The 18,144-nt window shown below is 65.8% G+C and carries 26 protein-coding genes; 3 read left to right on the top strand and 23 right to left on the bottom strand.

The features are described from left to right. Positions 1-383 precede the first annotated feature (383 nt). From LYSCAS_RS13535 to LYSCAS_RS13510, 6 genes are all read right to left on the bottom strand, one after another. Positions 384-749 carry a hypothetical protein gene (locus LYSCAS_RS13535; RefSeq protein ID WP_213434566.1) on the bottom strand — a complete coding sequence of 122 codons (366 nt, stop codon included), beginning with the start codon at positions 747-749 and terminating at the stop codon, positions 384-386. 529 nt (positions 750-1,278) lie between these two features. After that, on the bottom strand, positions 1,279-1,635 hold the full coding sequence (locus tag LYSCAS_RS13530) for a hypothetical protein (protein ID WP_213434565.1): 357 nt from the start codon (positions 1,633-1,635) through the stop codon (positions 1,279-1,281). A 509-nt stretch (positions 1,636-2,144) separates the two neighbouring features. Then, the gene (locus LYSCAS_RS13525) at positions 2,145-2,480 is read right to left on the bottom strand and encodes a hypothetical protein (RefSeq protein ID WP_213434564.1); all 336 of its coding nucleotides are present in this window, start codon (positions 2,478-2,480) and stop codon (positions 2,145-2,147) included. Positions 2,481-2,763: 283 nt separating this feature from the next. Further along, positions 2,764-3,216, bottom strand: coding sequence for a hypothetical protein (locus tag LYSCAS_RS13520; RefSeq protein WP_213434563.1), 453 nt, complete (start codon positions 3,214-3,216; stop codon positions 2,764-2,766). Between the two features lie 13 nt (positions 3,217-3,229). Then, entirely contained in the window at positions 3,230-3,709 is a 480-nt protein-coding gene (locus LYSCAS_RS13515; RefSeq protein WP_213434562.1) for a hypothetical protein, read from the bottom strand. Between the two features lie 37 nt (positions 3,710-3,746). Next, positions 3,747-4,598, bottom strand: a complete 852-nt coding sequence (locus LYSCAS_RS13510; protein WP_213434561.1) for a nuclear transport factor 2 family protein — start codon at positions 4,596-4,598, stop codon at positions 3,747-3,749. A 159-nt stretch (positions 4,599-4,757) separates the two neighbouring features. Here LYSCAS_RS13510 and LYSCAS_RS13505 point away from each other — a divergent pair, with 159 nt between their 5' ends. Both LYSCAS_RS13505 and LYSCAS_RS13500 read left to right on the top strand, forming a co-directional pair. Beyond that, complete coding sequence (locus LYSCAS_RS13505) at positions 4,758-5,603, top strand: aspartyl protease family protein (RefSeq protein WP_213434560.1); 846 nt, start codon at positions 4,758-4,760, stop codon at positions 5,601-5,603. Positions 5,604-6,132: 529 nt separating this feature from the next. Further along, the gene (locus LYSCAS_RS13500) at positions 6,133-6,423 is read left to right on the top strand and encodes a hypothetical protein (protein ID WP_213434559.1); all 291 of its coding nucleotides are present in this window, start codon (positions 6,133-6,135) and stop codon (positions 6,421-6,423) included. A gap of 36 nt (positions 6,424-6,459) precedes the next feature. Here the strand turns inward: LYSCAS_RS13500 and LYSCAS_RS13495 are convergent, their stop codons facing one another. From LYSCAS_RS13495 to LYSCAS_RS13435, 13 genes are all read right to left on the bottom strand, one after another. After that, entirely contained in the window at positions 6,460-6,699 is a 240-nt protein-coding gene (locus LYSCAS_RS13495) for a hypothetical protein (RefSeq protein WP_213434558.1), read from the bottom strand. An 80-nt stretch (positions 6,700-6,779) separates the two neighbouring features. After that, positions 6,780-7,238 carry a hypothetical protein gene (locus LYSCAS_RS13490; RefSeq protein WP_213434557.1) on the bottom strand — a complete coding sequence of 153 codons (459 nt, stop codon included), beginning with the start codon at positions 7,236-7,238 and terminating at the stop codon, positions 6,780-6,782. 101 nt (positions 7,239-7,339) lie between these two features. Next, positions 7,340-7,639, bottom strand: a complete 300-nt coding sequence (locus LYSCAS_RS13485) for a hypothetical protein (protein WP_213434556.1) — start codon at positions 7,637-7,639, stop codon at positions 7,340-7,342. 111 nt (positions 7,640-7,750) lie between these two features. Beyond that, on the bottom strand, positions 7,751-8,278 hold the full coding sequence (locus tag LYSCAS_RS13480) for a hypothetical protein (protein WP_213434554.1): 528 nt from the start codon (positions 8,276-8,278) through the stop codon (positions 7,751-7,753). Then, a complete protein-coding gene (locus tag LYSCAS_RS13475; protein WP_213434553.1) occupies positions 8,275-8,493 on the bottom strand; it encodes a hypothetical protein in 219 nt (72 codons plus the stop codon). The genes LYSCAS_RS13480 and LYSCAS_RS13475 overlap by 4 nt, the downstream gene beginning before the upstream one ends. 85 nt (positions 8,494-8,578) lie before the next feature. Then, positions 8,579-8,881, bottom strand: a complete 303-nt coding sequence (locus LYSCAS_RS13470) for a hypothetical protein (RefSeq protein ID WP_213434552.1) — start codon at positions 8,879-8,881, stop codon at positions 8,579-8,581. A gap of 99 nt (positions 8,882-8,980) precedes the next feature. After that, positions 8,981-9,625 carry a LuxR C-terminal-related transcriptional regulator gene (locus LYSCAS_RS13465; RefSeq protein ID WP_213434551.1) on the bottom strand — a complete coding sequence of 215 codons (645 nt, stop codon included), beginning with the start codon at positions 9,623-9,625 and terminating at the stop codon, positions 8,981-8,983. Positions 9,626-9,674: 49 nt separating this feature from the next. Then, positions 9,675-10,220, bottom strand: coding sequence for a hypothetical protein (locus LYSCAS_RS13460; protein ID WP_213434550.1), 546 nt, complete (start codon positions 10,218-10,220; stop codon positions 9,675-9,677). Positions 10,221-10,294: 74 nt separating this feature from the next. Further along, on the bottom strand, positions 10,295-10,666 hold the full coding sequence (locus tag LYSCAS_RS13455) for a hypothetical protein (protein ID WP_213434549.1): 372 nt from the start codon (positions 10,664-10,666) through the stop codon (positions 10,295-10,297). Positions 10,667-10,684: 18 nt separating this feature from the next. Continuing rightward, positions 10,685-12,037: a choice-of-anchor Q domain-containing protein gene (locus LYSCAS_RS13450; protein WP_213434548.1), complete on the bottom strand. Its 1,353-nt coding sequence runs from the start codon at positions 12,035-12,037 to the stop codon at positions 10,685-10,687. Between the two features lie 82 nt (positions 12,038-12,119). Beyond that, positions 12,120-12,602 carry a hypothetical protein gene (locus tag LYSCAS_RS13445; RefSeq protein WP_213434547.1) on the bottom strand — a complete coding sequence of 161 codons (483 nt, stop codon included), beginning with the start codon at positions 12,600-12,602 and terminating at the stop codon, positions 12,120-12,122. A 12-nt stretch (positions 12,603-12,614) separates the two neighbouring features. Further along, the gene (locus tag LYSCAS_RS13440; protein ID WP_213434546.1) at positions 12,615-13,022 is read right to left on the bottom strand and encodes a DUF6188 family protein; all 408 of its coding nucleotides are present in this window, start codon (positions 13,020-13,022) and stop codon (positions 12,615-12,617) included. 73 nt (positions 13,023-13,095) lie between these two features. Then, complete coding sequence (locus LYSCAS_RS13435; protein WP_213434545.1) at positions 13,096-13,563, bottom strand: hypothetical protein; 468 nt, start codon at positions 13,561-13,563, stop codon at positions 13,096-13,098. Between the two features lie 143 nt (positions 13,564-13,706). On the opposite strand from LYSCAS_RS13435, the gene LYSCAS_RS13430 reads away from it, so the two are divergent. Beyond that, positions 13,707-15,095: a choice-of-anchor Q domain-containing protein gene (locus tag LYSCAS_RS13430; protein ID WP_213434544.1), complete on the top strand. Its 1,389-nt coding sequence runs from the start codon at positions 13,707-13,709 to the stop codon at positions 15,093-15,095. Positions 15,096-15,106: 11 nt separating this feature from the next. Here the strand turns inward: LYSCAS_RS13430 and LYSCAS_RS13425 are convergent, their stop codons facing one another. The 4 genes from LYSCAS_RS13425 to LYSCAS_RS13410 form a co-directional block, all read right to left on the bottom strand. Next, a complete protein-coding gene (locus LYSCAS_RS13425; RefSeq protein ID WP_213434542.1) occupies positions 15,107-15,706 on the bottom strand; it encodes a hypothetical protein in 600 nt (199 codons plus the stop codon). Beyond that, a complete protein-coding gene (locus LYSCAS_RS13420) occupies positions 15,703-17,247 on the bottom strand; it encodes a PASTA domain-containing protein (protein WP_213434541.1) in 1,545 nt (514 codons plus the stop codon). Before LYSCAS_RS13420 ends, LYSCAS_RS13425 begins: the two co-directional genes overlap by 4 nt. 155 nt (positions 17,248-17,402) lie before the next feature. Next, the gene (locus LYSCAS_RS13415) at positions 17,403-17,693 is read right to left on the bottom strand and encodes a hypothetical protein (protein ID WP_213434540.1); all 291 of its coding nucleotides are present in this window, start codon (positions 17,691-17,693) and stop codon (positions 17,403-17,405) included. A gap of 6 nt (positions 17,694-17,699) precedes the next feature. Further along, positions 17,700-18,119: a hypothetical protein gene (locus LYSCAS_RS13410; RefSeq protein WP_213434539.1), complete on the bottom strand. Its 420-nt coding sequence runs from the start codon at positions 18,117-18,119 to the stop codon at positions 17,700-17,702. Positions 18,120-18,144: the final 25 nt, after the last annotated feature.

The raw sequence follows: 18,144 nt of genomic DNA, 5'->3' as shown, positions 1-18,144 counted from the left end.
TCCGACGCGCGTCCCTTGGGCGTCGCGCGCGGCAACGCGTGTGGCCTGCGCATTTCGCGCCGCGTACGGCGTGGACGAAGCGAACCAGAGTCCGAGCGCACAAGCGCCTGCTGCGAGCGCCACGCCCGCGGCTTTCCGAGCCTGCATTTCCTGCCCCCGACGATGTCCCCACATTGATGATAGCGGGCGTGGATGAGCAGCCTCAACCTCGGTCGGATGTCGACTTCGGCCAATAGCGGATGTTCGTCATGGATTGGATCATTGTCTTCTGCACGAGCCCCGACCCGGCGAGCAAGACTTTTTCTTATTCCGCTCATGCCAAGAGGGCGGATTACCGCGTCGCGAATATCGCAATAGCTCACTCGCTTCCATGCCTGGCGACCTCAAGGTTGGTCAGCCCCGACACGCGAACTGACGGGCAAGGATCGACCAGCAACGCGCAAAACCGCTCTCGACGTCAGCCAGGTGACAACTACGACAACAGCGGGAAGAACCCAGCCAAAGACGTCCGCGAACGCGAGCGCTGCGCCGTTGACTTGGGCTGGGCCGTTGACTTGGGCTGGGCCGTTAGCGGTGATGCATTGCGCTGCCACCGCATAAGCGAGCATGAAAGCCCATCCAATTCCGATTGCGATGAGCGCGACTGTTGCTGTCGCCAGTAACGATTTGAAACGGTCCGCCGCGAGGAAGATCAACGCGGGGAGCAGCAAGCTCGTAATCCACAGAACCATGACTGCGAAATCTTCCATGGAACTTGCCCCGGGGTAGTCCGAATTCAGGAGATGCTCCCATATGTCCGCTTTGGGTCGAACGCGGCCACCCATGGCCCTGCAATTACGGAGGCGCGCTTCACGGAATGCTGGCCGATTTGCGTCGCCTGCGCCGTCCCCTCGACCAGGACACTCGCCGACAACCTTCAAACCCATGAAACGCGAACACACGCGCGCCAGCGCCGTCCCCGCAAAGGCGGTCGGCGCGCAATCCACGGGCGCCCTGGCGCTGGGCGGGATGACGCTGGGCGCAATGGCCCTTGGCGCGGCGGCGTCGGCGCTTTGGTCATCGGCCGCCTGGTCATCGGCCGGGCACGCATCAAGCGACTCGAGATCGACCACCTTGTCGTCCGTCGGCTTGAGGTCACGGAACAGCTCGCCACGCCGTCCGCGACCTCGCCTGATGGGCGGTCACAACCACTCGCATCGCAAGTCCTCCGGAGCCCCTGATCGCGCTTCCCGACGAGTGGCCGCTATCGGCCAGACGCGGACTTTCGCAACGCCCGCATCAATCCGACTCGCGAAGCGAGTTGCCAGGCCGCTCGCCGGCAGCCTCCGACAGCAGCTTTGCCAGTTGCAGGGCCTGCGCGTTCGACAGGGTGACAGGCATCACCCGGATATGCCCCAGCGCCTTTGCAACGAACTCCAGGCCAACGCCGCGATACGGGACGGCGCTCTCCAGCGAATGAACCCGCACCCGGACGGGCATGTGGAAGGAATCCGCGGCTGCAACCTCGCCGAGTGCAACCGTCGCGGCGCCGAAGCGCGCGCCAGCAAGGCTGCGATAACGCACCAGGCGATACAACACGACACAGACGATGACGCCCAAGAAGGCAAGAAACGCGTAATTCACGATGTTGCCCACGGGGTGCAAGTTCCTGGTTCAGCCGCTGTATCCAGAAGATACCGGGGTGTCTGATTTCGGCCAATAGCCGGCACCACCGCCCTTACCGTCCCGGACATTCGTCCATGGCGTTCGGACGATCCTTCCACTGGTGACGCACGTTGTAGCCGAAACACACGTGATCACAACCGCCACCAACCTCGGTGCCATCTGGACTGGCCAAACAGGTGAGGACGCAATCGGCGGCCGGCGTGCACGCTGCCGCCTTCAACCTGTCGACCAAGCACGTTTCGTACGGCGACAGCGCGCGCGTCGGTAGGCTCTTGCAACCGTTGTAGTGCGCAATATCCCCAACGTCAGGCGGCGGCGGAACGTGGGCTGCGTCGGGCGCGTCGCTGGGAGGTGTCCCCTGCCCGCCGCAGCCAGCCAGCGTGGCCAGCATCAATGCAAGGGCAATCCGCGCGAATCGGAGCATGGCTGTACGCCCACAGCGGTTCGGGTCACGCAATTTATCAGGAGCGGACGTTCGACTACGACTTTGTTCGCTTCCGCAGCCAGGCAGAACTTGCGAGCTTCTGGGAAAAACACACTTTTTCTCCTGCCAACGTCAATTGCCAGGAGACAAGAACATCCTTGCTCTCGAGCGTCTTCTCCAACGCTGGAAAGCTGGCGGAAAGTTGATACGTTCTTTCGATCTTTGCGAAGGGCGCAACAATGAGCGGGCGTGGGCCTGGGCTCAGGAGAGGCACGATGAGCGCCAACCCGTTCGACTCTCCCGACGGAACGGCGCGAAGGTCCAGCATGTTTTCGAAAAAGTAGTAATCCACGAGCGCCAGAGGTTCGGCACCCGGGTTTTCCACGGTCAATACAAGTTCGTAGCTTTTCCCCGACGGTCGCACTGCCGCCATGGTCCTGGGCGTGGCGCACGCGGCTGCGCTGTTTGTCGCCGCCTCTGATGGAAGCGGGACAGGCGGTACGGATGCGGCTCGGGAAGGAGCGAGCGCAAGCATCAAGACTGCGGTGGCAACGAAGGCTCGGGTCATCGGGAGTGCGTGCCGGGGTCTGGGGGTTGTCAGGGAAGTTCGCCGAGGAGGCTACCGCTTCATGTGCGCTTTGGGTCGAAAGCGGTCATGCGATGACCGATGGCAACTAATGCTCCCCGACCTTCGGGAAGCACGGATTCGTTGTCTTCCACCCTTGCGCATCGACCGCTTTCCTTGCCTCCGCATCGGGAAGCAACAAGTCCAGCGGTACCTCGATCTGGTCGTGCGAGAAGCGCAAGGCCACGTTCCAGTGCGGGCCGGCTTCGTTGAAACCGCGGTACGTTTCTTCGACTTCGAAATACGTCGGCGCGAAGCCCACGTCCCGCACGAGCCCCTTGCGTTGCCCTGGCGTGAGCTGGAACACGTAAGGCGTGTACGGGTTCATTGTCTTGAATCGCGCAAGGTGGCACGTCCTGAAGTGCGCGATCTCGTGCTTCTGATCGTCCGTCAAATCGAACACGAGCACCTTGCCGACATAGCGCCCCGCCTTTGGCAAGCCGTCCGCGTGCACCACGCCGGCAAGGAGGAAGAGGCAACAGGCGATCGTCAACGTCTTCATGGCGCTCGATGCCTTACTTGGTCAAGGCAAACGTCGGAGACACGTAAGCGGCGCCAGAAGCATCCTTGACCTCCACGCGATACTTGGTCTGGCCAGCGACGTCCAGCGCCGTAGTGACATCGACGTAATTCACCCACGTCGCGCCCTCGCGAAGCAACACGCTTGCATCGGGCGCCTCGAATGTCCCCAGGATCGGGGCGAATGCAGTCCATTGCCCGTTCTTCCACACCTGCAGTTGCAGATCGCGCCCGTAAACAAGAACACCTGCCTCGTCCGACGAGGCGTTGAAGGTGCTGCCGCCATCGCCAGCGTGTAAAACGATTCTTGCGCACCGCGAAGCACTGTCCCATGGACACGCAGCATCGAGATCACGCGCTTCGACGATCAGCGCCTGCGCCTGCGCTTGGGCTGCAAGCAACAGCGTCGTGGCCGCGCAAAAATAGTGTGCAGCGCGCAATGCGCCACGTCGATTTGCATTTCGCTTGGCTTCCATGTTTCCCATGACGAATTGCCTCTCTTGCAACCGCCTGCTACGGCTGGAAACAGTCATAGTTGCGCTGCACGCGGATCTTGCCGTGCTCGAGTTCGAAGAACATCGCGAAGTGGGCTTTCATTTCCGCACCGGGCGCCAGGCTGCCGAGCGGCACCGCCAGCACGCCCGTCCACAATGCTTCCACGGCGACGCGATCGCCCTGCGCCATCTCGGACGTGACCTGGTAGGACTGTTGCCGGAGCACGCGCTGGCCCTGTTCGGCGCGCGACAACAGGGTGGCGAGATCGCTTCGACCGCCGTTGGGGTTGAGGCGATTGGGATACTCGATCTGCACGACGTCGGCGGTGAAATACGCGGCCAGTCGCTCGCCCGTCGTGCCGGCGGCGAGATCGGCGAGATAGGCGCGGATGCAGTCCAGGTTTTCGTTGTTCATTGCAGGCTCGCTTGCGGCGTTGAACGGTGTGCTTCGAATGCGCATGACTAAAGCCCCATGCCCGCGACCGCAAGGATGCAAACGAAAGCAACCCCGAAGTTCACCCAAAGCATGAAGGCGGACAGGCCTGCCAGCGGGAGGCGGTCGTGCCTGGCAAACACCGGCACGAGCAGCATGCACGCCATGTAGCCCCACCAGAGCCACGCGAGGATCGTGGCGGGCCATCCAGCGGCCGGACGCTTCCTGCATCGCGAACGCGCTGTGCGGATGCTCTGGCCAGAACGCCGCCGCATAGACGGGAAAGGCGATGAACACGAGCGCCGAAAGCGCCGATGTCAGGACGACCTTGCGCGACGCCCATCGTCGGGTCTTGCGCAACGACCAGATGGACCAGCTCGCGGCGGCGACCAGGGCAAGACTCACCGGCCACAGGGATAACGGCACGTCGAGCGACATGCCCAGGACGATCCAGATCCGGTCCAGGAAACTCCCCATCGCTCCACTCTAGCGGCGGGCGGTTGGACGATGGTGACTTCCGGCAGGTGCCCCAAGGTGGTGTAGTTAGATAAAACACCAGCACGCGAAACCCGCGCCCTCCCCCGACAGGACCCCGTGATGCTGACTCCGTTGCTGTCCGCCGTGCTGCTCACCGCCGCCGCCGATGTGCCCGCGCCCCAGGTTGTTCCCATGCCCACGCCCAAACCCATCGAACTCGGCGATTTCGGCGGCCGGCTCCGGTCGGTGCGGCTGAAGGTCAACGGCCACGAAGGCGTGTTCACCCTCGACACCGGCGGGGGCGTCAGCCTGCTGTCGCCGGCGTTCGCGAAGAAGATCGGGTGCACGCCCTGGGCGGCGCTCACCGGCTTCCGCCTGGATGGCCAGCGCCTGGACTTGCCGCGGTGCGAGAACGTGCGCTTCACCCTGCCCGACGGCACGGCGTTGAAGCCGGTGGCGGCCGGCGTGATCGACCTCCAGCCCCTGTTGTTCAAGGGCGCACCGCAGGCCGATGGATCGCTGGCACTGGATGCCTTCGACGGCATGCAGTTCTCGCTCGACCTGGGCAACGGCACGCTCGTCATCGAATCGCCCGACACGCTGGCCGCGGAAACGAAAAACGCCAAGCCGACGCCCATGCGACGTGCGCGCCAGGCCGGCGGTGCGGCCCTCGGGGTCATGGTGCCGATACAGACGACGCAGGGCGAACTGTGGATGGCCCTGGACAGCGGTGGCGGACCACCGGTGCTCGTTCGCGATCGCGTGGCCAAAGCCGCCGGCGCGGAGCCGGCCAACCAGGAACTCCAGCCGTTCCGGTTGATGGTGGCCAATACCCCCGCGCTCGACACGCGCGCCTTCGTCAAGGACATGATCCTCGACGGCGTCATCGGCATGCCGGTGCTCGTGCGTTGGAAGCTCAGTTTCGATCTTGCGGACGATCGCCTGTGGATTCGGCCGACGCGGTGAGTGGCGGTTCGTTATCGGCCTGAGGCAGCGATCGGGGGAATGGGGAATGTCCGCTTCCGGCCAGGAGCGGACATCGCGCGCGGCGTCTATTCGGCTGCCAGGGCGACTAAAGGCCCAGCGCGAGATCAAAGAGGTCCCTTAGCCACCGGAGGAACGACTTTGCCGCGGGTTCCTTGTTTCGAAGTCGAACCGCGAACAACCATGTGACGTAGGCGACCAGGACCAAGAACGTGATCAGGATTGCGATGCCAACGATTACGGAAAGCGCGTTCCCCATGTCATTGCTCGTGGTTTGATTCGCGCCGAGCGCGCAGGCTAACGCAGCTGGTCATTCGGCGCGACCGGCAGACCGAATGTCCGCTTTGGGTCGAAAGCAGTCACTCGATCCCGCGAACCCGATCCGCTCTGCTTTCTGTGCAGCGCGTCATTGAACCCCCTCGCGGAATCGGCCATAAGGCACCCGGGGATGGACGTGTTCTTTGCAGGGGGCGGAGTGCTTTACGTTGGCTGCCGCGTACGGATCCTGTTCGTGCGCAATCAAGTGTTCCAGGACCTCGTGGACAGCACGGGGACGATCGTGGGCCGCGCCATGCCGGCCGATCCATTCGGCCCCGAGGACCAGGGGGATTGGCTGGTGTCCTGCGACGTGTACGGCGGCACCCGGTGCCCGCGGTACACCTACGCGTGGGATGCCGCGAACTGGCAGGTGCGGAAGGTCTATCCGCACTTCTGCCCGAAGAGCGACCAGTTGAAGGCCATCATAGACTTCGACCCGGCTTCCGAGGCGTTGCCGGAACCGGAGGCGCTGGTGCACGCGTGACGTGCGGTGCGGCCGCGTGTCCGCGAATCGAGCGCGCTACTTCCGCCCGAACAACTTGCGACTACAGGTCGTGCACCAACCGCCGAAAGGCCAGAGCATCATGAAAGGCCCCAGGCCAATGTAGCCGACCCGTCCGCCGCATCGCGGACAGGGCCAGAAGGCGACGCCCATGGAGAGGACGGCCAGGACCACCAGCGCGATGAGCGCCTTGTCGTCGCTGCCGAACACGACGAACGCCACGGCTGCGGAAAATGCAGCCCAATAGAACAGGCGCATTTGCCGGTATTGCCGCCACTCGATTGGATCTGCGGGGTCCATTCGCAAGAATCTCGCAATGCCGGTGTCAGCTCTGACGCTCAGGATCGAGCAAAGGCAACCGCGTCGCCCAGATGGTCGAAGTGCATCTCGCCGACGATGAAGTATTCCCCGTTGTACGTCACGCCGAGCTGGTCCATCAACGCACGGTCCGCGTCGGACAAAGTGGGCGTTGGCCGGATCCACCACCGCGCGTACTTGACCAGGCCAGGCCTGCGTGACCCAAGGAAGGCAGCGGGCCACACCCCCACGGCGAAGGCGATGGGCACGGCCAGCACGCCCCATTCCGCGCCTTGGATTGTCCTGGCCAGTGCAACGCCGAGGAAGGTGAAGAACAAGAGCGTCGCAACGGCAAGCCCGATGGATCCACGGTTGATGTTGTTTCGACCGCCGCACTTCGGGCAATGGATGTCCACTGGGGGCTTGCTGGGCAGGTAGCGCCAGAAGCCCACCGCAATCGGCGTCCCGCAAAAGGCACAGGGGGTGACGACGTTTTCCATTGCGGCGGCTGACGGTCTAGATGTGGATGCGCCGTCAGACTACCAATTCGCGACGGCAGGATCGTGGTCGTGATGCATGTCCGACTGTCGTGATGCTTGCGCTAGACGCCAGCACTCATCAAAACAAACAAGGGCAAAACCGTCGAAAGAAGGTGCGCGCCGATCAGCGCCAAACCGGCCGCCTGGGGCCATGACCGCAAGTGCGGATAGCGGACGAACGCAAAAAGACAGGCAGGAAAAACGATCAGCTCAGCGAACATTGACATTGCGCAGAGGGCGCCGAGCAGCGGCGCAAGAACGGTGCTGCTGGACACGACCGCGCCATACAACGTGAGCAAGGACAGCGGCGGCAAGGCGTAGAGGACGATCGATGGAAGCCCCGCCGCGCGTTCTGTCGTCATCTTGCCCAACCATGCAGTGGACCGGTTGGCCAAGCCTAGCAGCGCATGCGAACGTCCGCTGCGGGTCGAAAGCAGCCACCGATGACCACTGCCAGCGATCGGCCGAAGCGCTCACTTGTCATCGGAGTCGACCTCGAAATACCGGGTGCGCTCGAGCGGTGCGTCGGTTTCCATCGCCGAATAGACCGCACGTTCCGCCACGCGCGATTGGCCGAAGCGAACCTTGGCGATGTACGCCTCCGACGCGTCGCCGCCCTCCAGGACGAGGACGAACTGGTTGCCGGCGGTCGCCAGCGTCGCCTTGTCGACGTCTCCCAGGTCGACGAACGCCGACCTGGGAACGACCACGTCCCTTCCGTCGACCTTGAGCGCGACTTCGTCCAGGACACTGCAGGGAAACCTGCTGTACGTGCAGCTCACGGACCTCGGCAACCGCTTGGTCGCGTTGACGCCGACGTCGACACGATGCACCTGGATGACCACCTCGACGCGATGGCCGTTCAACCGTTCCGCCAGCACCGTGCGCCCTGTGGGAGCAACTTGCACTTGGCCTGCATGCGCCGCGCCCATGGCCAGGCACAGGGTCCAGGACGCGAGCGCGTGTTTGCGTTTCATGCGTGTTCCCGGGAAGACCTTCATTCGGATCCACCATCGGCGAACATCGAAACCAACGCGCCAATGAGCATGACGGCCGCAACCAACAGCCACCACTTCATGTGTTCCCAGGACGCGACGGAGAAGATCGGGTAACCACTCCGATGGGCAGAGATCCAGGCTTGCCGGAAGATCACGACCAACAGCAGCCCCGCGACCGCCATCACCCAGCCGGCCACCGACCAGTCCTTCCGCATCATTGCCCCCTTCCCTGCCGCCATGGAATGCCGGATCGATCGCGACGCCGGCACAGCATAGGCGCCGCCCGAGCAGTGCGGTGCACCGTCATCCAACCGATCGAGCCACCTCATCCCCGGATTCCAAAGCCGAGGCGTCCTCGCCCATCGACTCGGCTTGCCACTGCACCAACCACCCCTCCACCGCATCGATGGCGTCGAGCTCCGACGCACACCGGATCCGCGCCACGTCCGCCCCCGGTTGCAGCCCGACGATCGCGAGGTAGTCCGCCCCGCTCCCTTTGCAGACCAGGCCAAACAGTTCGCCGCGCGCACCGCCCCGGCGCAGGTGCAGGTCACTGCACCCGGACTCGGGCCCCACGGCGTGCCACCTGAAATCGGACAGATCCACGGACCGGAAGCGTGGCGCGCGGCACATCGACCCGAAGTGATGGAACGCGCCCGCAGACCCGCAATACAGACCAAAGCAGGTAGGACCCCGCGCGGCCCCCTACGGGAGCCCGAACATCCCTGCCTCGATCCCGAGGCGAATCGCATCCGCGGTCGTCCGCACCCCCAGGCGCTTCAACAGCGCGGCGCGATGCATCTTGACGGTCTTTTCGTCGATGCCGAGGTCCGCGCCGATCTGCTTGTTGAGCTTGCCTGCCAGCATGCCCAGCAGCACGTCGCGCTGGCGGCGCGTCAGGGCGCGCACCTTCCGCGTCGCGTCATCCGCGGTCTGCGCGGGAACACGCGCGCTACCCACGTCCATCTGCGACCCGAGGAAATACCCGACGTCGCCATTGGGAAGCAGCACGGGCGCGATCATCACCGCGTTGCGGAACGGCGTGCCGTCCTTTTTGACATTGCGCACTTCCACGAGCACCGGGCGCGCTTCCGCCACGGCCTGTCGCAACGCCATGCGGCCGGGCGATTCCCCGGCATCGCCCGCCAGGAACCGGCAGTTGCGGCCGATGACCTCGTGCGCTTCGTAGCCGGTCAACGCGCAGAACGCGCGGTTCACCGCAATGATCGCGTTGTCGGGCAGCCGCGGGTCGGTGAGGATCGTCGCGATCGGCGAGAGGTGGATCGACGCGATCAACGCGCGCTCGAAGGCGAGGCCCTGCTCGTCCGCGATGGAAGGAGTCGTCGCCATGGTCGCTCGCCGCGCTTCCGGCGGATTTTCTGCCACGGGACGGGCGGGTTCAACAGGCCGGTGCCTGGGCAGGCCTCGCCGCACGGGTGAGGGCTTCGCACCATTCCTCGAACACCTTGCCGTCGTACGGCAGCATGTCGCCTGTCTGCGGGTGCCACATGTTGCGCGGCGCGCTCACCATGTCGCCGCCGCAGACGTGGATGCCGCGCATTTCGATCGGCAACGGATTGAAGATGGCATGGATGGCATCGGCGTCCATTGCGATGGCGGTGCCGGCGGGGACGGTGATGTCTTCAACGACGTCCAGTCCGCCATCGCGCCCGCGCACGTAGAAGCGATCGAGCTCGCAACCGCTGGACACACCGACCACGGCCCACATGCCGTGGTCGTGCACCGGCGTCGCCCCGTGCGGCGGGAGCGTGACGTTGACGATCAGCAGCGCCGCGGACCGATACAGGAATTCGTCGCGCCCTTGCCACGCAGGATCGTCGCGCTGCGACACCAGGGCGGCGCGGACCAGCGCTGCGATGTCCGCAGGTCCGCCGCCCGATGCGATGCAGTCGCGGCACTCCGCGATGAACGTCTCCGGCGTCATGCGTTGCACTCCTTGCGGATTCGGTCAACGGTGCGCCGGATTATTGGGTGGGATCCAGAGGTCTGCAAATGCGCTCATGGCGCGCGCCGAAGCCAATCCAGCGCCAGGTCGTAGTCGGAGAACACCCGGCACGTCAGCCCTTTCGTCGCGCACGCCCCGAGCACCGGGTTGAGGAAGTCGGCGGACAGCGTGCCGGTGATCGCGAGCAGGCCATCGTCGACGTCGGGCGCGGCAATGACCCGGCTCATGAAGTCGATGCCGGCGTCCGCGTTTTCCACGGCGGGCGTCGCGTAGGAGTAGTCGACCAGCAACTTCTTCGGACTCGCGTCGGGGTGGAAGGCACGCCCTGCGCGCACCAGGGTCTGGCAACGTTCCTTGATCGTGAGCCGACCGAAGTAGCGCACGACCACGATGTCCGGCCCCAGTGCGGTGACGTCATGCTGCATGGGGCTCGCTCCGGATCGTCACCGCTCCACGGCCCCGATGTCCGCCGCCGCGCCTTTCACCCGGACGAAGTTGCGCCGGCGTTGGTCGGTCGCGAATCCCGGGCTGTTGTTGCCCTTGTCGATGACCGGGCTGTCGGCCAGGGGCAGGTGCGTTTCCGTCACGCCGCCGTTGAACGCCAGCGCACCGAGCCGCGGGCTGTTGGTGCGCACGGTGCCGTTGCCGGTGAACACGAGGTTGATCGCGCCGAGCAGGTTGTTGTTGCCCAGCGCGCCGGTCGCGCCGGGATCGTCCACGCTCGCCAGGTCGTCCGGCATCCCGGCGCAGGTATTGGCCGAGACGATCGAACTGTTCAGGCGCAAGCGCATGCGCACCGACGCGCCGCTGCCCAGGCATCCGGCCGCGCCGGGCGCGAGCGCGCGGTTGGCGGTGATCGTGCTGTTGATGACTTCCTGGGTCATGTAACCCGCGTCGAACACCACGCCGCCCTGGCTTTCGTCGGCGACGTTGCCCGAGACGGTGCTCTCGATGAGGCGCGTGGAATTGGCGGCGGAGAAGTACGCGCCCGCCGCCGTGTGCGCGCGATTGCGCGCGATGGTCGAGAACATGATCGTGATGAGCCGGTCCGTCTGGCCCGTGCCGTCCACCCACATGCCGCCGCCGACGCCGCCGGCGACGTTGCTGGTGACGTTGCTCAGCTCCACGTGCGCGCCTTCGAGCGCGACGAAGCCACCGCCGTTACCCGAGGCCTGGTTGTTCGAGACGCGACTGTTGTTGACGCTGATGGGGCCGCCGGAATACACGCCACCGCCGTCGCCACCGTCGGCGCGATTGGTATGCACGATCGAATGGGTGAGCACGACGCCGGCGCCGCCGTACACCGCGCCGCCGTAGCCGGCATCGCCGCCACTGCGGCTATCGCGCGCGAGGCAGTGGTGGACCTGCATGTCCTGCAGGGACACGCCGCCGGTGGTGGAAATGCAGCCGCCGAACGCCTCGCCGTCGAGCGCGCGGCCCCACGACACGGTGAAGCGGCGCAACGCGAGCGAAGTGAATGCGGCATCGGCCGGCGGCGCGTGGACGAAGACCTGGCTGCGGCCATCGCCGCTCACCGTGAGCTTGTCGAGGCCGGGGCCCTGGATCTGCAGGACCGGCTGTCGCAAGCGGATCGGTCCGGTGCGAAGCACGATGCGATTGCATGGCAACGCATCCATCGCGACCACCGCGCCATCGGGTGCCGACTCCGCCACGGCCCGCAGGCTGCCCGCCCCGGTGTCGTTGCAGTTGGTGACGGTGAACGTCTGCGCATGGGCGCCCGACGCGGCGAACAACAACCCGGCGGCGGCGGCGAACTGGATGAGCTTGGTCTGCATCGCGCCACCTCTTGCGGCACGGGGATGCGGACTGTCCTCCCGGGCGTGTCAATGGCGTGTTGTCGTGATCGGCCTCGGGGTGTCACTCGGGTTGCACGCACGGCCTGAAAGCCGCAGTGGTCCAGGAATGCTCGTCCTGGTCCTCGACGCGGAGACGGAAACGCCGCGCGTACTCGGCCTCGCCGATGTCGTACAGCGTGGCGGAGAGCACCGTGCGATTGCCGGGCGCCATCGTCAACGTGGGTTGCGGCAACGGACCATGCGCACCCGCGCCATGTTGCGCTGCGGCGTTGCCGGCGCTGTCCAGCACGGCGTATGACAACCAACTCAGCGCATCGGGTGCGCCGGCGACGTGCCTGATCCAGAACCGCAGGGTGCCGCGGCTGTCGTTGCGCACGTGGACCTTGACCGCAATGTCGCGATGGCCCGCATCGCATGGCACGTCCGGCGCTTCGACCTCGACACCGACTTGCCCCGGCGCGACGCGATGGCTCGACGCCATGCACCCGGAGACCAATGCCGCCATGATCAACGACGCGCACCACCCGCCCTTTCCTTCAAACACGTGCGCTCCCCATCAGTCCCAGACCACGACGTTGCCGCCGCCCTGGCCCACGGCCAGGGTGCCCGTCGGCGATTCCACTTGCCAGGCCTCGTAGCCACTCGACTCCGCGATCGCCTGCAGCGTATAGCCATCGAACCGCAGCGCGAGGTCTGCGGTTCCCGCAGTGACCTGCACATCCGTCAACGTGCAGCCGCGCAACTTGCTGGCGAGTTCGCACGCGGCGTTGACCGGCGCAGTACGGCCGAAGTGCTGCCCGTCATCGCGATTGGTGAGCACGAGCGTCCCGGACGAGAGCAGGCGCCATAGCGATTCGATGCGCACGCGATATCCGTTGGAGAGCGTTACGACCCATGAGCGGTCTTCCCATTGCTCGACGGCGTCGACACGCCCACCAACGAGAACCGACGCCCAGGATTCCATCGACTGCCTCATGAAGTCTCGACCGCGGTATGCAACCGGAAGCCAACGAAAAAGTCGAGCGGCCTCCAACATTTCACTTCCTGCCGCGGCAATCGAGCAACGCCTCGACCGCGTTCCACGCACGCACGAACGCTTGCTCATCCGCGTTGAGGTTCGTCTTCGCAGGTGCGTCCCACCAGGACATCCGCAGGTCCGCACCCTGTCGGACCGACAAGGTCTTGTACGGGCCGTCGAATTGGAGCGGACCACTGGTTCTGACCCGCGTTGGCACCGGATCCAGCCACTGTCGCGCCGAGGCCACGACACGATCCGCCTCGACCGGGCTGAGCCTGCAGCGAATGCGCTCCCGCCGCCGCGACAAGTCGCCACGATGCTCGACGACGTCGCCGTCGGGCTCCAGTCGCAGCGACCACGTCTTTGTCGCCGGACCAGCGATCTCATGGAACATTTCCACCAAGGCGTCGTCGTCCCGAGCGAAAACATCGGACGCGACGGCGAGCATGGCCGTCATCAGCAGGAACGCTTGGGTCGGGCGCTTCATGGTGGCTTCCGATGCCGCGTCAGTGGAGGCGGCGTATCGCTGAGTTTGCACGATGCAGGAGCCACGATCCCATTCACCCGAATTGCACACCGCCTCCACGGCACCGGTTCCATCGTCGCGCTCCCCATGCGCGGAGTTGTGCCATGTCGCGTTCGATCCCCGTGACCACGATCGGAGCGTGCCTGCTGCTCGGAACGTTGGGCGCACTCGGCATCGCACCGGAAGCCCGGGCCGCGACGCTCACGCCGACGAACTGCAACGACAGTGGCGCCGGCAGCCTCCGGGCGGCGGTCACCTCGGCCACCAGCGGCGACACCATCGACCTGCGTCCCCTCGCCTGCCACCGCATCGTGCTGACCACCGGCGCGATCATGATCCCGCAGGCCAGCCTGACCGTGCGCGGCCCTGGCTACGCGCGGTTCGCAGTGAGCGGCAACTACAGCAGCTCGGTGTTCCGGCACGACGGCACCGGCACGCTGCACTTGCGCGGGCTGACGATCGAACAAGGCCAGCACCGCGCCGAGATGGCGAACGGGGGCTGCATCTTCACGGCCGGCAACTTCGACGGCAACGACATCCACGTGCGGCACTGCGGCGCATACGCACGCCTGGACGCGCTGGGCGGCGGCATCTACGCCGCGGGCAACATCACCCTGTTCTACAGCGCGGTGTACGACAACGGCGCCAAGGGCCGGTCCTCGGGCGGCGGCGGCTTGACGCTCGGCACCATCGTGCCCGGCACCGCCGACCTCGTGGGCGGCGACCTGCGCATGCACCGCTCGCGCGTGTTCCGGAACGTGGCGGCGTCCGGCGGCGGGCTCCGCGCCCTCGGCAGCGTCGACATCACCTACTCGAGCATCTCCGACAATCACGCGCGGGTCTCGTCCGGCGCGATGGATGTCTTCAACCACGGCACAGGCACGCCGTCGCGCATCGCCTACTCGACGATTTCCGGCAACACCGCGGTCAACTCGATCGGCGGGTTCAACCTCTCGCCCAACACGTCCATCGAGAACTCGACGATCTCGGGCAACGCCGCACCGTTCATCGGCCTGGGCCAGATCATCGGCCCCGGGACCATCGTCAACAGCACGATCACCGCCAACGTCACCACGACCGGATTCGACACCAACTGTTTCCCGGGCGTGCTCACCCTGTACGGCGAATTCCACGTGGAGAGTTCGATCCTCGCGGGCAATACGTGCCTGGGCGGCATCAGCCGGGACGTCACCGGGCAGGACACGAATTCCGGTCCGTTCCCGCGGCCGCCGCCGACGGTGATCCTCGGCAGCGACAACCTGGTCCAGAATTCGATCTTCGTCACCTTGCCCGCCGACACGATCCGCAACACCGACGCGATGCTCGGCCCGCTCGCCGACAACGGCGGGCGCACGCTGACGCATCGGCCGCTGTCCGGCAGCCCCGCGATCAACCGCGGCAACAACGTGGCGGGCTTCGACGTCGACCAGCGTGGCGAAGGCTTCCCGCGCGTGGTGGGCGGGCGCGCGGATATCGGTGCGGTGGAGCGATAGGGCTCCGCGGCTCAGGTCTCCCCCGGCGCCATCGGCTCCACGACCTGCAGCGGGTGCTCGAGCTTCAGTCGCCGTCCCAGCGTGAGTGGCGGCGACGCTTCCGGATCGTGCAGCTTCTTGCCACCCAGCTTCAGCAACGCCGTCACCTTGCACCTGCCCGCGCCGATCTCGGTGATTGCGCCGTTGCGCAACGTGAGCTCGGCGGTTTCGAAGACGGCCGACAAGTCCAGGTCCAGCGGGATGCGCGTTTTCCCGAACGGATCGACGATGACTTCGATGGTCGGCTGCAATGTCGCCGTGGCGGTGTGCTCGCCCAGGCGCAGGTACACCGGTTCGCCCGGCGTCGCCAGGCTCGCCTCGGCATGCTGCCTGATCTCGTTCGCCTTCGCCCACGCGCGCGCGAACACGCCGAACACGTTGAAATCGAGCGTGTCGTGCACGGCCGCCAGCGCCTTGTCGCCGACCGTGCGCCACACGAAATCGCCGAAGCCACGATCCCGGAAATCGGGCTCCTCCTCGAGCCGCTTGCGCACCGCACCCTCGAAGTCGTCGTACGCCGCAGGAAGCAGATCGCGCACGCGCTGATGGTCGTTGTCGGCTGCCATGGTCATGGCTCCTTCTTCGAGACGGGGAGATTGCCGTGCACGCGGGCATCGCCGAACGCGACGACGACGTGGATGCGCAGCGGTGGTGCGGTGAGCGGGATGCCGGAGGTCGGGGCGGCGTCGACGATGTGTGCGTCGATGGGAGTGACGCGGACCGTCGGCGCGGTCGGCGGCGCTGGCTTCGGTGTTGGTCCGACGCCAGGGGGGGCCGGTGGGTTCGGCGGCCACGGGACGACTTTGGCGATCCACGCCAACGTCAGCACGCCCCCCACGCAGATCGGGATCCAGACCCATGGTGGCCATCCCGGTCGGCCGACCATGCCTGCGAGCTGCGCTGCCCTGCTGTGCGTCTCGCGGCCGACGCGCCAGGTCACGAGGAAGGTGGCACGCGCTTCGCCTTCAAAGGGCGTCGTGAACTCGCCCGTCAACATTTCCGTCTGGCCGGCCTGCAACACAGGGATCGTGCATCGATCGTCCGTGCAACGCGCGTCGGACCACGCATGGCCGCCCAGGTTGTGGCGCGCTCCAAGCCGTAGCACGACGTTGCGAATTGCACGCGTGCCGCGATTCCAGAGGTTGACCTGGAAATGCAGGTTCTTGCGGAGCACCCACCGATCATCGAGCGAGTCGACGGTGACCACGATGTCGGAGACGTCTTCGACAATCGGACGCGGGCCGATCGACGCGTTGTCTATTGGCGGACCCGTCGTCGTAGCGGCTGCGGGACCGCTTGCTGGCCCAGTCGTCGTGGCGGCCACCGGGCCGTTTGTTGGAGTTGTCGTCGTCGCGGCGACCGGTCCCTCGGTCGATTGTTCGGGCGTGCGACGTGGCGCCGCATCGGACGCGTTGTTGTCCGGATTCGAGTCGGACACGTTTTCGACGCGGAGCGATGCGGACACGCGATAGTCGCCCTCGCCTTCGGGCGTTCCCACGATCCCGAACACCGTCTTCCTGCCGTTGTCGAGCGTGACGCGGCAGGTGGTGGAATGGTCGTTGCCGGGGCACGCATTCCTGCTCGCAGCATCGAACAGGAAATTCGTCCCGCGGAACACGATCGTCACGACGGCGCGGGACGGTCCCGAATTCGCGACCACGAATTCGAACGTGTCCGGCGTGCCGACGGCGACGCCATTGCCGCCGGCCTGCGCGACGACGGACACGTCGGTGCCTTCCGGCGGTGGCGGTGGCGGTGGCGGTGGCGGAGGTGGCGGCGGCGGTGGCCCCGTCGAAACACTGAGCGCAACGCCCATCCCCGGCGTCACTTGCGTGCCGGCGACCGGCGACTGGTCGTAGACAACGCCCACCGCAAGCGCAGAGTTCCCATCCACGCGCGACGCCTCGCCCTGCATGCGGGACACGAACCGCTGCCCTTCTTCCCACGTGCACCCACGCAGGTCGGGCATCGCGCCCTTTTCGATGGCGTTGTTGATGTCCAGGTAGCGAGGTGCGCATTGCGCCAACGCCGCGACCGGCACGCACGCCAGCACGGCCGCCAGGACCACGGCGCCCCAGCGGAGCGTTCGCTTCGATGCCGTTCGCGCGCGCACGTGCGACGCTCCTGGATGCGCCGATGCCGCCCTAGACTACGCACGCCCCATTCGGCGTCGGCCAGGAATCCGACGGTCGGTCGGCGCCCATGAGAACGCCGCTCTCTCGGTGAACGAAAACGAACATCGGCGCGTGGCGAAGGCGTCCCGCGGCTTCAACGCCTGCCGAACGCCAGCCACAAACCGATGACCACGCAGCAGAGGTCCAGGAGGATCGCGAACGCGACGAAGGATCGAAACAGCAGCTTGTGTGGCGTGATCGGTTGCTTCCAGCTGATGCCCACGACGCGGTAGTGCAGGAAGTCGCCATGCGACAGCGTCCTGGGCGAACCGAAGTGTTCGTGGAGGCCCGCCGCCTTGAGCACGTTGATCACGCGCGCACGGAGTGCGACCGACAACACGGCACACACCAGCGCGAGCACCGCGACCACGCGAGCGAATGCCATGCGCCGCTACGCCCCTGCCCGCGGGTCAGGATCCATCGGAACGCGCGACACCTGCGGTGCGCTTGCCGCCAGCACATGCGTGACGACGTTTTCGGCATGGACCACGTAGTGCTGCACGCCGCCGCTCGGAATGTCGCTTGCCAGTGCCATCGCATGCTGCATTTCGGCCGCGTAGGCGCTGTCCGGTTCGTGGAAAAGGAATACATCCACCTTGTTCGCGGTCTCCGACACCTCACTGAACAATTCCGGCACGGTCTTGAACGCCCCGACGACCGGGAAATGCACGCGGTAACGGGCGGAGTCCGGCGTGACTTCGAGGGGATGTCCGATGGCGCCGTCGGGTTCGCCGCGCACGAGTTGCGCAACCTGGACGACGAGCGCGTGTCCGTCGAAGTCGAACTTCTCGAGCCAATGGAATGTCTGCATGGGGCGTTGCACCGCGGGCATCGCG

Source organism: Noviluteimonas caseinilytica (genome assembly GCF_018406605.1).
GTDB classification, from domain to species: Bacteria; Pseudomonadota; Gammaproteobacteria; order Xanthomonadales; family Xanthomonadaceae; genus Noviluteimonas; species Noviluteimonas caseinilytica.
Note: the sequence above shows the minus strand (reverse complement) of the source record. Positions and strands in the feature narration are given on the sequence as shown.

What these genes read in the sequence shown, in the direction of transcription:
- LYSCAS_RS13475 (WP_213434553.1), bottom strand. Translation starts at nt 8,493, where the DNA reads ATGATGCGGAAGGACTGGTCGGTGGCCGGCTGGGTGATGGCGGTCGCG.
- LYSCAS_RS13480 (WP_213434554.1), bottom strand. Translation starts at nt 8,278, where the DNA reads ATGAAGGTCTTCCCGGGAACACGCATGAAACGCAAACACGCGCTCGCG.
- LYSCAS_RS13495 (WP_213434558.1), bottom strand. Translation starts at nt 6,699, where the DNA reads ATGCGCCTGTTCTATTGGGCTGCATTTTCCGCAGCCGTGGCGTTCGTC.
- LYSCAS_RS13455 (WP_213434549.1), bottom strand. Translation starts at nt 10,666, where the DNA reads ATGCAGCATGACGTCACCGCACTGGGGCCGGACATCGTGGTCGTGCGC.
- LYSCAS_RS13460 (WP_213434550.1), bottom strand. Translation starts at nt 10,220, where the DNA reads ATGACGCCGGAGACGTTCATCGCGGAGTGCCGCGACTGCATCGCATCG.
- LYSCAS_RS13435 (WP_213434545.1), bottom strand. Translation starts at nt 13,563, where the DNA reads ATGAAGCGCCCGACCCAAGCGTTCCTGCTGATGACGGCCATGCTCGCC.
- LYSCAS_RS13410 (WP_213434539.1), bottom strand. Translation starts at nt 18,119, where the DNA reads ATGCAGACATTCCATTGGCTCGAGAAGTTCGACTTCGACGGACACGCG.
- LYSCAS_RS13515 (WP_213434562.1), bottom strand. Translation starts at nt 3,709, where the DNA reads ATGGAAGCCAAGCGAAATGCAAATCGACGTGGCGCATTGCGCGCTGCA.
- LYSCAS_RS13425 (WP_213434542.1), bottom strand. Translation starts at nt 15,706, where the DNA reads ATGACCATGGCAGCCGACAACGACCATCAGCGCGTGCGCGATCTGCTT.
- LYSCAS_RS13490 (WP_213434557.1), bottom strand. Translation starts at nt 7,238, where the DNA reads ATGGAAAACGTCGTCACCCCCTGTGCCTTTTGCGGGACGCCGATTGCG.
- LYSCAS_RS13485 (WP_213434556.1), bottom strand. Translation starts at nt 7,639, where the DNA reads ATGACGACAGAACGCGCGGCGGGGCTTCCATCGATCGTCCTCTACGCC.
- LYSCAS_RS13510 (WP_213434561.1), bottom strand. Translation starts at nt 4,598, where the DNA reads ATGTCGCTCGACGTGCCGTTATCCCTGTGGCCGGTGAGTCTTGCCCTG.
- LYSCAS_RS13505 (WP_213434560.1), top strand. Translation starts at nt 4,758, where the DNA reads ATGCTGACTCCGTTGCTGTCCGCCGTGCTGCTCACCGCCGCCGCCGAT.
- LYSCAS_RS13415 (WP_213434540.1), bottom strand. Translation starts at nt 17,693, where the DNA reads ATGGCATTCGCTCGCGTGGTCGCGGTGCTCGCGCTGGTGTGTGCCGTG.
- LYSCAS_RS13430 (WP_213434544.1), top strand. Translation starts at nt 13,707, where the DNA reads ATGTCGCGTTCGATCCCCGTGACCACGATCGGAGCGTGCCTGCTGCTC.
- LYSCAS_RS13535 (WP_213434566.1), bottom strand. Translation starts at nt 749, where the DNA reads ATGGAAGATTTCGCAGTCATGGTTCTGTGGATTACGAGCTTGCTGCTC.
- LYSCAS_RS13520 (WP_213434563.1), bottom strand. Translation starts at nt 3,216, where the DNA reads ATGAAGACGTTGACGATCGCCTGTTGCCTCTTCCTCCTTGCCGGCGTG.
- LYSCAS_RS13465 (WP_213434551.1), bottom strand. Translation starts at nt 9,625, where the DNA reads ATGGCGACGACTCCTTCCATCGCGGACGAGCAGGGCCTCGCCTTCGAG.
- LYSCAS_RS13450 (WP_213434548.1), bottom strand. Translation starts at nt 12,037, where the DNA reads ATGCAGACCAAGCTCATCCAGTTCGCCGCCGCCGCCGGGTTGTTGTTC.
- LYSCAS_RS13440 (WP_213434546.1), bottom strand. Translation starts at nt 13,022, where the DNA reads ATGGAATCCTGGGCGTCGGTTCTCGTTGGTGGGCGTGTCGACGCCGTC.